The organism is Candidatus Desulfolinea nitratireducens (assembly GCF_982879505.1).
On the sequence record NZ_CEYOSI010000098.1, the window covers coordinates 1 to 11,969 of the forward strand.

General features: G+C 45.2%; 14 protein-coding genes and 1 riboswitch. All 14 genes read right to left on the bottom strand.

Features of this window, described 5'->3' with window-relative positions:
- A partial coding sequence (locus AC3DOM_RS09935; protein ID WP_487918890.1) for a cupredoxin domain-containing protein occupies nt 1-901 on the bottom strand: 901 nt, incomplete at its 3' end.
- A 45-nt stretch (nt 902-946) separates the two neighbouring features.
- Nucleotides 947-1,189: an FmdB family zinc ribbon protein gene (locus AC3DOM_RS09940; protein ID WP_487918891.1), complete on the bottom strand. Its 243-nt coding sequence runs from the start codon at nt 1,187-1,189 to the stop codon at nt 947-949.
- 77 nt (nt 1,190-1,266) lie between these two features.
- Nucleotides 1,267-1,539, bottom strand: coding sequence for a dehalogenase (locus AC3DOM_RS09945; RefSeq protein ID WP_487918892.1), 273 nt, complete (start codon nt 1,537-1,539; stop codon nt 1,267-1,269).
- 18 nt (nt 1,540-1,557) lie between these two features.
- A complete protein-coding gene (locus AC3DOM_RS09950; protein WP_487918893.1) occupies nt 1,558-2,946 on the bottom strand; it encodes a reductive dehalogenase in 1,389 nt (462 codons plus the stop codon).
- Between the two features lie 61 nt (nt 2,947-3,007).
- Nucleotides 3,008-3,191, bottom strand: a riboswitch (cobalamin riboswitch).
- Between the two features lie 109 nt (nt 3,192-3,300).
- Nucleotides 3,301-3,717, bottom strand: a complete 417-nt coding sequence (locus AC3DOM_RS09955; RefSeq protein ID WP_487918894.1) for a cupredoxin domain-containing protein — start codon at nt 3,715-3,717, stop codon at nt 3,301-3,303.
- A gap of 45 nt (nt 3,718-3,762) precedes the next feature.
- Nucleotides 3,763-3,966 (bottom strand): twin-arginine translocase TatA/TatE family subunit, encoded by a 204-nt coding sequence (locus tag AC3DOM_RS09960; RefSeq protein ID WP_487918895.1) that lies wholly within the window; start codon nt 3,964-3,966, stop codon nt 3,763-3,765.
- Nucleotides 3,967-3,974: 8 nt separating this feature from the next.
- Nucleotides 3,975-4,754, bottom strand: a complete 780-nt coding sequence (gene tatC / locus AC3DOM_RS09965; protein ID WP_487918896.1) for a twin-arginine translocase subunit TatC — start codon at nt 4,752-4,754, stop codon at nt 3,975-3,977.
- Between the two features lie 26 nt (nt 4,755-4,780).
- Nucleotides 4,781-4,963 (bottom strand): twin-arginine translocase TatA/TatE family subunit, encoded by a 183-nt coding sequence (tatA, locus tag AC3DOM_RS09970; RefSeq protein ID WP_487918897.1) that lies wholly within the window; start codon nt 4,961-4,963, stop codon nt 4,781-4,783.
- 22 nt (nt 4,964-4,985) lie between these two features.
- Nucleotides 4,986-6,755, bottom strand: coding sequence for a cytochrome c3 family protein (locus AC3DOM_RS09975; RefSeq protein WP_487918898.1), 1,770 nt, complete (start codon nt 6,753-6,755; stop codon nt 4,986-4,988).
- A gap of 168 nt (nt 6,756-6,923) precedes the next feature.
- Nucleotides 6,924-7,151, bottom strand: coding sequence for a hypothetical protein (locus AC3DOM_RS09980; RefSeq protein ID WP_487918899.1), 228 nt, complete (start codon nt 7,149-7,151; stop codon nt 6,924-6,926).
- An 11-nt stretch (nt 7,152-7,162) separates the two neighbouring features.
- Nucleotides 7,163-8,566 (bottom strand): reductive dehalogenase, encoded by a 1,404-nt coding sequence (locus AC3DOM_RS09985; protein ID WP_487918900.1) that lies wholly within the window; start codon nt 8,564-8,566, stop codon nt 7,163-7,165.
- A 141-nt stretch (nt 8,567-8,707) separates the two neighbouring features.
- Entirely contained in the window at nt 8,708-9,370 is a 663-nt protein-coding gene (locus AC3DOM_RS09990; RefSeq protein ID WP_487918901.1) for a response regulator, read from the bottom strand.
- Nucleotides 9,367-11,001 carry a sensor histidine kinase gene (locus AC3DOM_RS09995; RefSeq protein WP_487918902.1) on the bottom strand — a complete coding sequence of 545 codons (1,635 nt, stop codon included), beginning with the start codon at nt 10,999-11,001 and terminating at the stop codon, nt 9,367-9,369. The genes AC3DOM_RS09990 and AC3DOM_RS09995 overlap by 4 nt, the downstream gene beginning before the upstream one ends.
- Nucleotides 11,002-11,102: 101 nt before the next feature.
- Nucleotides 11,103-11,681 (bottom strand): magnesium chelatase subunit ChlI family protein, encoded by a 579-nt coding sequence (locus AC3DOM_RS10000; protein ID WP_487918903.1) that lies wholly within the window; start codon nt 11,679-11,681, stop codon nt 11,103-11,105.
- Nucleotides 11,682-11,969 lie beyond the last annotated feature (288 nt).

An 11,969-nucleotide genomic window follows, 5' to 3' on the forward strand; every position in this document is an offset into this window, starting at 1 on the left:
CCAATGGACGCGTCAGAATAATAGCACTGAAGAGTGCTACGCTCAAAAAGCCAATATTCATTGTCCAGGCATTATCCAGAGCTCTAGGCCACCCTTTACGAGCCACCTTCAGTGGCTTTTCACGTCCTTTTTTAACAAAGCTACGGTGGTCCAGCCACTCACCCGGTAAGGGCAGGGGGCACATCATACACCACGACCGCCCACCAAGCGGAATGAAAACAAATTTAAGGGCTGCCCACCAAACAATCCAAACGTAAATAATTGCAAAATTAGCATTACCAACCGGTGTCCCGAAAAATGCTGCTATCATAATCACAGCAAAGAAGAACACGTTGGGCACAAAAAGAGCAAATTGGAACCAGCGCTGTTTAAACAACCATTCAACCCATTTAAAACGGGTTAACTCGAACCGCCAACTACCCAGTGGATCCTTTTCAGAGTCACTCCCCCAACGCCGCACAGAAAAAACAGAACCTAATGCAACGAAAAATGTCAATCCCCAAGCAACTGGAAGCTTACTATAAGGCTCAACAACCAGCTCCCCTTGCATAAAGGGGTGCAAGGGACCACAAACCACAGTACAGCGGTAACGGAATAAACCTGTCTTATCGGCAACAAATTCAACACTGGGAGCGGGATCTTGCCTTGGCTCTGCCTCGATTTCAACCCCATAGGTTTCTATAACCAGGCCATGAGTTACATCATCAGCGATCAGGGTTATTTTTACGCGATCCCCTTGATTCACGCGAATCGTTCTCGGAGTATATTCAAAAGTTTGTGCGTGTAATGTAATTTCTCGTGTCGTTACGGATGGCTTTGCAAAAGCCACAACAGGGATCGACACCAACGCAATCACCATTAAAAATAATATGGGATTCAATAATTGCCGATAATTTTTCATGGCCGAATCCTTTCAGTTAATTTTTTACCTAATAATTTCAAATTACTAATTAACACTGCAACTGCCACAGGATGTCGCCGTACAACTTCCACAAGCAGAAGGTGATGTACCTATTGGAACCATATTTCCATCGGATGACATGGAAAAAGTTGCTGGCATTGAAAGCATACGGGAAATTTGTTCGCCTTCACATTCCGGACACCGCCCCGGATCATCGCGCTGTGCCATACTACGCATCAGCTCAAAACGCGAATGACAAGCTTGGCAACGATACTCATAATAAGGCATATTCACACCTACTTCACTTAAATTGATGGGGATGGGATATTGCTATCCCATCCCCCGTCGAACAGGAGAAAACCGGTCTAAGCGGCTTTCTTGGCTCGCAAGAATGGAAGAACAAAGCCAACAGCAGCCAAAATCACGCCCGGCAGCCCAAAGATGAGCAGCAGGAGTCCAGCAGCGCGCGGCTCAAGTTCCAATTGAGAGGCACTGTAATTCTGGATAGCGAACAGGATCAGGATGGTCCCCAGCACAGCCAGAACCCACTCATACCACGTGAGTTTCATTTTGGTGGCAGCAAAGTAAAAGCCAAGAGCAACCACCGCCCCTAAGATTAACCATAAAGTTACAGACATGGGAAAACCTCCTTTTCCTTAGCTTGTCTCGCGAACGGTTTGATCAGTGTGAATGCCGTAGTCCGGATGGTTCTCATGCCACCAGGATTCAGCCGTCTTCTGCGGTTTGCCAAACTCTGTGTACGGGGTGTACAGCAGGTCGTCGATCTTCTTGAGCGTGCCATCGAAAGCCGGCACGGTGGCGGCCATGTAATCACGCACCTTGCTAAAGGATGCCAGATTCTTGCTCGCGAAGGGGCAGACCGCGAAGCAGATACCACAGTTATTGCCAGTCTCGTACCAGTAGCTGCGGCATTTGACCGAATCTTCAAACCAGGCTTTATGGCCCGGGTTATTCCAGCCACCAACTGTCTCCCAAGTAGGCTCTTTTTCAAAGCTAAGTGCCTTGGAGGGGCAGTGATCAGCACACTTGGTGCAGTTCTTGCAGTACTCCAGCAACCCGGCATCGATTGGTTTCGTAGGGGCCATTGGCAGGTCGGTGAGAATCTTGAAGACACGCACCATGGAGCCATATTCAGGGGTGAGTAAGCGGTTGTAGCGTGAGAGCTCGCCCAGCCCGGACATTACACCAAAGGCCGGCGCAATGGCCAATGCATTGGTGGATGATTCGCCCATAGCCATATATCCCAAGCCTCCCAGGAAGAACTGACCACGTTCCTGGACATTTTGTGAACGACGGTATGTTAACGAGGTGGTTTGCGAGCCCAGATGCGTTGGGCAGCGGATCATGGCCTCTTCGGACATCTGCACGGTGTAGGTGATCATCCAACGCGCTTTCTTGGGGATGACACGATAGTCCTCACCCTCTTCCGGCATGTCCGCATCTTCAATGCGCATTTCTTTCCCATCAGGGTCTTTGGCATAGATTAGCTTCTCGGTGGTGTTGGTATCCAGTTCCGTAACGCCAACCGTGCCGGCACCGTAATGGCGCAGGGCAGCCGAAACGATCATAGTCGCTTCTTCCGGAGTTCCAGTCCAATTAGGAACACCCAGTTTTTCGGGGGTTTGGACTTTTTCTGGATCCTGGATAAATACCCTGGACACACCACCTTTACCCGCACCTGATTTCAAAGCATGGTCCTTCAGGGTATAGCCGTCGCGGCCTTCCTTGATGTACTTATCCATATTGGCAGTGCGAATCTCAGTCAATTTATCGAGTCGATCCTGGCTAAGATATTTTGAAAACGAACGGCGGGCTGTTACTTCTCCCTCAGCAATGCGCTTAACTTCATCCCAGCGAATTTCTGTCGTTGGTTCATCAACTTCCTTGATGAAGCTCGGACGCTTGAGGCTATAAGGCTTATCAGACATTTGCTCACCAGCAACGACCATGGGGGCCAAGCTGGCAACTGCGCCTAATTTACCGAGTTCTTTCATGAACTCTCGTCGTGTTAAACTTTCAGGCATTTCGCATTCTCCTTTCTTACATATGAAGAATTGTTGGGTTCCCACTCCCTTCCGCGAGGCCTGTGGAAATACCGATCAGGTGGGCGACCTGGCTTGACAGTTTCATAGCATCAAATAAACTATGCCACCATCTTACAGTTGCGGGACAGCGCCGGACTTACTTGCCAATTATGGCTAAAGATCACCGGCTTCGCCTAAGAACCTTCCCATCCGGGGGAGAGGTACACTGATCGAAGTTTAGACTTTATGTGCAATAGCACAATTGGACGCAATTACGCCCTTGCATAGAAAACCCCTGGTGATTTTTTCTTGTTTCGCCTCCTTTCCACTCTTCTTAACAAGTGGCTAAAAAAACTACTCGATAATAATCGTCATATCAATCCATGAATGGATTGTGCAGCCTGCACGATACTCGCCAGGTACATCGTAAGCAGTCCATAAGCGACGAATGGTCTGGCCAGGAATAACGATCATTTCCTGTAATCCGATGTCGGGGGCAACCAGATTATGGTCTTCGTTCAAATCACCTTCTTTTGTGTCACTGTTATAAATAACAAACAGTACCTTTTGCCCTGCCGGGATAGTGACGGTATTGGGAATAATCTCATCTACTGTGAATTCCAGCTCAACGACCATCGCATCTTCTGCCCCTGCGGGAACAGGTTCGTCCATAATGATCTCATCGCTCCCACTGCTGCCACCTCCACAGGCGGATAACATCAAGGTGAGAAGGAACAGCACGGTGATAAAAATATTTCTTTTTGTTTTCATTCTATCTTCCTCCAAAATTTGAATAGATCATCTTTTGTCTCGAGTTCAAGATTTATCCTTGGTCTCGTCAAATACTTCTTCAGCAATGTTGGCCACGCCTGAGGAAATATCTGAGAAAACTCCCTGCATTGCACGGATTGCCTCTTTAGCTTTTCCTGCTAGTCGTACAGTTTCCTTTGGGCCAACTACCAAAATGGCAAATAAGAAAATCAAAAGAAGTTCGCTTGCACCCAAATTGAAAAATCTCATTGCTTACCTCACACAGCTTCCATAGCCAATGCTTTACGTCGAGCACGTTCAGCCAGCCAAGCCAAAAAGATACCAACTTCATAAAGCACCACTAATGGCGCCATAACCAACAGCATATTAAAAGCATCAGGAGTTGGCGTCACTACTGCCGCTAACACAGCAATAGATACCAACGCAACTCGTCGTCCTTTTGATAGTTGCTTAGCTGTTACCAAACCCATTCGGGCGATCAACCCCAACAAAAGCGGTGTCTCGAAGATAATGCCTGCGCTGAGCATAATTGTTGTAACAAAGCTGATATAGCCATCTATCGAATATGTTGGTTGAACCAGATCGTTCATAAAGCCTTGCAAATATCCCACCGCAAGTGGGACCATCACAAAGGCGGCGAAAGTTACGCCGAGGGCAAAAAAGAATCCAAGCCCAAACACCGATGTCACCAAAATACGTCGCTCACTACGCTTTAGCCCTGGTAAAAAGAAGGCCAGTATTTGATAGAGCAAGTATGGCATCACCAGCACTACCCCCAACAACATCGCCACACGGAAATAGACAACAATCGATTCTGTTGGATGTAAAGCCACGGGCTTGACCGCATTCATGTAATCCAACAATATCTGCAGCACCTGCTCCGTGAAAGCCAAGCTAATAGAGAATGTCACTAGTAAGCCGATGATGACACGCCCCAAGCGTGTGCGAAATTCCTCTACATGCGCCCAGAATTGCATCCTGCGTTCACGCCGGGATTTCCTTAAATCGTCCTTATTTTGCTTTTGATCAGTATCCATTATTCAACGATGCTTCTCCCTTGTTTTTAACTTGCTGATTCCGCAGGTTGCTCTTCTGCTTCTTTTTCATCTTTTTCCGCAAAATTACTGCGAAACTCGCGAATCGCTGATCCTAATTCGCCACCGATTTTGCTCACTCTGCCCACTCCAAAAATGAGCAATACGATCACAAGAATAATGATCAGTTCTGTTGGTCCTAAGCTTGGCATGGTTTATCTCCTTTTGTTTGGCTTACTCAGATGATGTGACACCTTCAATCAACTCATAGCCTTCCATAACATGACAATAGCTACACGATTCTGGAATTTCATCGGAACCGAAATTGATATGACAATAAGAACAGGTTGTATCTTCGCCATAATGTCCATCATGAGGGTTAGGCTCGTAGACGGCCGTCAACTCTTCAAATCCTTCTTGAGTTTCACCATGACACTCCAGACAAATATCGTTTGGCGGAGGGCCAACTGGAGGCCAGTCCACATGGCAATCTTCGCAAACTAAATCCTCTACCTCCTGCCAATGAACGGTGTCCAAACTCGGGGTAACAAATGTTTCATAGAGGTCTAAGGTCTTTGGAAAATGCGGCAATTGCTGAACTAGCTTTTCGAAGATTTCACTATTGTCCACAATCTCAAAATTGACCCCTTCCCAATCCAGTCCGTGGCAAGCCGAATTTGAACAGAACGAAGTGTTGTTGGCTTCTCCAAAGTTGGTTACGTCATGGCACTCGCTGCAAGTTTCATTTTCATCTTCTTCATCGTACATATACCGATGCAAAGCAATCCAGTTGGCGTTATGATGACTATTTGGTTGTTGTTCATGGCTAATATTAATTTCTGTAACAAGATCATCAGGCCCGGCAATCACAGGGACAGCGTGACAAAGATTGCATTCTATGCGAACAGCAAAACCACCAAAGTCAAAATGCTTACCATCATGACAGCGGAAACATCCCGGATCATTCATGTGCCCCATATTGCTCGCGTAAGTATCCCAATCCACTTTTTGTTCAGGGAAGATACTTTGTGTGTATATCTCTTTAATTACGCCAATAGCTTGGTCAACGCTTTCCAAGTTTTCTTGATAGAACTCTGCGTATGTGTCTCGGTAATAATTTCCTAACGTATCCATCTCTCTCAAAGCAGCGTCTTGCGACTCGTATGGCTTACTCAGTAGGCGCACCGCATTTTGGCGTATTCCAGGGATATTCACGGAAATTACTCCCCGAGATATGGCTAGGTCAATGGCATTTTCAGGTTGGTGGATCGTATGTGAAATACGATTATGACAGGTAATGCAATCCATTTCTTTTAGTTCAGCTTCATCTATCGAGTAAGGATCAAAATCAGAACTGATGTCAACATACTCGCTAACAATTCCGCTTTCTGGGTAAATCACTTTTACATACGGAATTTCCTGTTCGCTTCCATCCGTTGGATAATACAAAACCTGGTTTTGCGTATGCCAGTGGATCCCTTTCCCCAAACCCTCTCGCACAGTCCCACCCCCTGTTTTCAGAATCAGGTAAGTTCGATAGAGGGTATTCTCTTTGTCAGGAGAGTAATGGTAGATGACACGCTGGCTATCGTCAGAGAATTTATCCGGGTTATGGCAACGCTCGCATACTTCTCGCGCAGGCCTTAATGTCTTTACATGCAATGGGTACTCATAATTTTTGGAAACAGCCGCTACAACATGCTGGATATCCCCCAGTTTTCGTGTGATCTGATTGCCAACAAAAGCACGACCAATATGGCATTCAACACATTTGACTTCAGCATGCGGAGATGCCTCATAGGCTATATTTTCTGCCGGATGTATTCCATGACAAGCAGAGCCGCAAAACTCTGTTGAGTTCGTATACTCCCAAGTATAAGTGCTTGTGATTACCATAAGTAAGAAAAGAATACTTAGCACCAAATATGGCATGATTTTTACCCAACGCGAAGCATCAGATGCTGGATAAAAAAACTTTTTAATCGCGCTAAAAGCTCGCTTCATGTATTTTCCTTAATTCCAACGGCAAAATGAATCGAAACAGGGTAAGACTGTTCTCACTTATGGTAGCAAAAGCAACCCGTCTGGAATAGCGGGAAAAACCTGTTCTTTTGTAGGGCTTTTTCTGACAAGCTTAAACTTTCTGTCCCCCATTGATTTTGCACAAAAAACTTACAGTAGACGAGAGCGCCGAATAATCCAAAAAACAAAGCCTGTAAGTGACAATACTACAACTATTAGCCAATAAATCATGGCTGCTCTTTGTTCTAATTCCTGATGGCTGGCAATGGCACTCTGCAAAAAAACGATTTCCAAGAAAAGCCATATCCCCCACAGTATCCATTCATACCAAGGTCGGCGAACGATTTTGATTGTGAAATATTCTTTGTCTTCACTCATACGAACACCAATTAATCTTCATCGATGGTCTGCTCTGTATTAATCCCATACTCAGGCAAATTCAACCACCACCACTCTTCGGGGCTTTTCTGAGCACCATAACTAAAAGCATCATCCAAGCTTCGCAGCAGCCCATCTAATGTAGGGAAAGATGAAATACCACCCTTAACCCAATTATGGAGCCAAACCTTATTCTTTTTCGCAAACGGGCAAACAGAAAAACATATACTGCAATTCGTGCCTGCCCCTTCCATCATATATGTACGGCACTTAAGAGAGTGTTCAAAATAAGCCTTATGCCCAGAATTATTCCATTTCCCTTGAACGTCCCAAGTTGGCTCGTCGTCAAGGCTTAATGCGCTAGCAGGGCAAGTCTCTGCACACTTTTTACAACTACTGCAGAACTGCATAATCCCCGCATCAATTGGTTTATCTGTAGTAACCGGCAAATCGGTAATCATTTTAAATATCCTCACCATAGGACCAAATTCCGGTGTTATCACGCGATTATGTCTCCCTAACTCTCCCAAACCAGCCATCACAGCTAGAGCTGGTGCAATTCCTAAGCCATTTACATTCGCCTCCCCCAAACACTGATATCCTAATCCACGTATAAACTCTTGGGTTTTTATTTGAATATCCAAAGCACGGCCATAAGACAAAATTGTCGTTTGTTCAGCAATTGCGGTTGGGGCTCGTTTAAGGGCATCAGCAGACATCTGAACAGTATAGACAATAACCCACTTTGCTTTGTGAGGAATAACACGCTTCTCAGTTGTTTCATAGGCAATATCTACATCCTCGAAAACGATTTCTTTGCCATCGGTGTCGTAAGAATAAATCAACTTTTTCGTTTGCTCGTTGAGTTCAACAAACCCAACTGTAGCTGCGCCAAAATGCCGCATAGCAACCCTAAGGATACGAGCTGCATCGCTTGAACTCCCCTTCCAAGTTGGAACACCACGTTCCTCGGGCGTTTGTGCCTTTTGCAATCCAAGAAAAGAGCGCTTCGATGATGAAGAACTGGCCTGGGCTGCTGAAAGAGCTTGATCCTTTAATGTATAGCCCGGGACCTTTTGTAGCAAACGCTCCTTTTCTTTTCCAGCAGCAATTTTTGTCAGGCGATTAACTTCTTCTTGTCCGACATAATTGATGAAACCCGAACCACGTGCAGCTGTTCGCGCGTCAAAACGCTTTACGCTCTCCCAGGAAATTTCAACAGTTGGTTTATCTACCTCACGCACCCACCATGGACGCTTCATCCGCCCTGCTTCATCCAGGATTATTTTGCTATGTGGCAAAACAGATTTCTTACGAGTCGGGGGGCTAAAGGATCCAACAGCAAGCGACGATGTAGATAATCCGGCTAACTTTAGAAAATCTCGTCTACTAATTTTTTTTCGCTTCTCTGTCATCGTTTTGATCCATAAAAATTGACATTCCTACTATTATCATAGTAACAAAAGCATTATCATAAAACTATCAGGAAAAATATATATACGTGTAGGGGTATTCCCGACAGGACCTAAACTTTATTCTATCTGTAAATAAAAATATTATTTTAAGGGATGGTCGCCATTTAAAAGACCAGCTTTAAGTGCAAAATCTATAATCTCTGCACGGCTATCCAGATCAAGCTTACTCATGGCTCTTTGCCTATAGGTATCGACGGTTTTAGGGCTCAGAGCAAGCTGATCTCCAATTTCCTTGCTGGTATAACCCCTTGCTACCAAGCGCAAGACTTCTATTTCACGCTCAGAAAGCATAGAAAGCAAGCGCTTTTCATCCTGTTTCGCTAACATTCCGTTGATCATTTCCGTTGCTGCATCAGGATGCAAGAAACGCTTTCCCTGATGAACTGTGCGAATCGCTTGTAATAAATCTGTATGCGCAGAGGATTTTGGAACAAAACCGTCACATCCAGCCTCAATAGCACGTAGTACTAATTCTCGATCACCATACATGGAAAGGATCACTATACGGGCGGACAACTCGTGACGTCGGATCTCGCTAACCACATCAATACCATTACTATCTGGCAAACCAATATCAAGAACAACTACATCAGGAGTAAGATCAATGGTTCTCTGAATCGCTTCCTTTCCCGTTCCTGCTTCAGCAACTGTCGTTAAATCATTTTCCCCATCAATTAAGACACGCAAACCATCCCTCAAAACCTTATGATCATCCACTAGCAACACACGTATTTTCTCAGTCATACGATAATCTCCAGAGGAACAGGAATACTAACTTGTAAGGACGTTCCCTTCCCTTCATCAGATTTGATCTCAAAAGAACCTCCCAACATCTCCGTACGTTCTCGAATATTAATCAAACCTAATCCACGCTGATTAGCCACAGGTTGAACACCAAGGCCTCTCCCGTCATCTTCAATTCGCAGGTTTACAGAATCGGGAAAACGAGACAGCTCAATGCTCACACGATTAGCTTCTGCATGGCTAATGATATTTCTCAAGCTTTCCTGCGCGATTCGATATAGGTTGGTTTCAATCTCAAATGGTAAATTTTCCCCATCTAACGACAACTTATATATACATTCTAAGCCAGAATTAGGCAACATTTCATCAGCTAGGTTTTTTAGGGCAGCATCAAGACCAAATTCTTCCAAAACTGCCGGACGTAAACGGTGAGATAGCGAACGGACACGCTCAATAGTTTCTGATGTTGTTTGACAAAGGTTGCTGACTGTTTCTATAGTTTCTCTGTCAGGAATCTGCTTCTCAAGGGCTTTAAGTCGGACAAGCAAACCCGTTAGCTGTTGCCCAGCATCATCATGCAATTCTCTTGCTAGACGAGCCCGTTCTCCTTCTTGCGCATTAACCAGAGCACTAAGTAGCATCTGTCGTTCTGCTTCTTTGTCGCGCAAGCTTTTTTGTAACCAAGTGGTCTCGATAAAATCAGATATCTGCTTTCCAATGGTTCCAAGCACCTCTATATCGGCTTCGGACAAACTGTAATCTTGCGCGCAAAGCATATTGATCATTCCAATCCGCCGATCACGCAAATCCAAAGGGACAGTTACATATTGCGTCGAGATTTCATATTGAGCAACCAAACTCTCAAGTGAATCACAATGATGTACGCTAACTTGTACATTTTCTTCATCTGTTAGAATATTTTTCTGACAATTGCAAAAACCCGAATCAGAATCATGAAGATGCCTTTCAACCTCATCAGGCAAGCCTCTCGCACAAGCTAATGAAAAACTGCTACTACTGCGGTCTTGCAAAAAGATCCAACCGCTCTCAATACTCATTTCTTCAAGCACTGTTTTCAATGAAATGTCCAAAAGCTCTTCAAGCCCCAACCCCCGGCCTGCAGCAACAGCAATTCGATTAAGAACCATCAACCGCCGGTTCGTCCGTTCTAACTTCTGCTGACTACTAACCAAGTGATTGATCATCTGATTAACTGCTTCGGCAACCTGACCAATTTCATCCCGTGCTGGAATACGTGAGCGGACATCTAAATCCCCTTCCACAACTCGTTGAGCAACCTGCCGTAACTCCAAGAGCGGCCGTGTCAACGAAAGCATCAACAAAAATGTGAGAAGAATCGATAGGATTGCTGCTAAAGCCGTTACCAAAATAACACTGCGGCTTCCTGCTTCCATAGCCCCTTGAACACGTTCATCAGACAGCAGATAAGAAAGCCAATCCGATAATCCTGTTCGCACCCAATAATTCAAAGCAATTCCCAGAATTATCAAAGGCAAAGTCATGATCCCAAAGATTTTTATTCGAACCGGGACAGAAGAAACAATATCAATAATACGTTCCTGGATATTGGTCCGTCGCTCTTCTGAGAAAACATCTTGCTTTATAGTCATAACAAGATTATACAGTGTTTACAACGAAACACGACTGTCGAATGTAATATCCCTAAGAACATCAATTCCGTGATATTTCCCCACAAGTAATTAGCTTTTTTCTACACCATCATCCCCTTGGGTCTATACTGCAACGCCTCCGCCAGATGCGCGGATTGGATATTCTCCTCCCCAGCGAGATCTGCAATGGTACGTGCCAACTTAAGGATGCGGTGATAGGCTCGTGCGGAGAGTTGAAGCTGGGTCATTGCGGCTTTGATGAGTTGTTGACCGGCATCATCTAATTCGCAAAACTGACGGACTTCTGCGACGCGCATATCGGTATTGGTCATCACCCCGTTATTGAGATCAGCGAAGCGTTCGCGTTGACGTTGGCGTGCTGCCTCTATCCTAATACGAATCTCATCCGACGTTTCCCCTCGTCTATTATCGGATAATTTTTCAAAATCGACTCGTGGCACTTCGATATGGATGTCGATTCTATCGAGCATGGGACCTGAAATCCTCTTTTGATAGCGGGTCACGGTTTGGTGTGAGCAGGTACAAGCGCGTTCGGAATCTCCACTATAGCCACAAGGGCAGGGATACATATAACTCAGATGTTTTTTGGCAATTATTTTCCCCATCATGAGCATGGTTGGGACAATAACCTTGAGTTTTTTTGTTCCCAGTTTGGGCATGACCCTAAAAACACCTTACCAGGTTAGGTATAAATCACATCGGACGGAACTTATACCCGTATACACGATTGCTACCGTGCTGAGCTTGTGACTGTTCTGGCATAGCAGATCGAGCATCGGATCGGAGATACGTTTTAGGGAGCTTTGTCACTTTGGAAATATTCGTAGGTGCAAGAATGCATATAACTGAGCTGCTCATTTCCCCAAAAGGTGCTCCGCGAAGAAATTCAACATTGCATGATTTTGCGCTACGCGTGTCCGCAAGCGTTGAAAATCATGCCCTTCCCC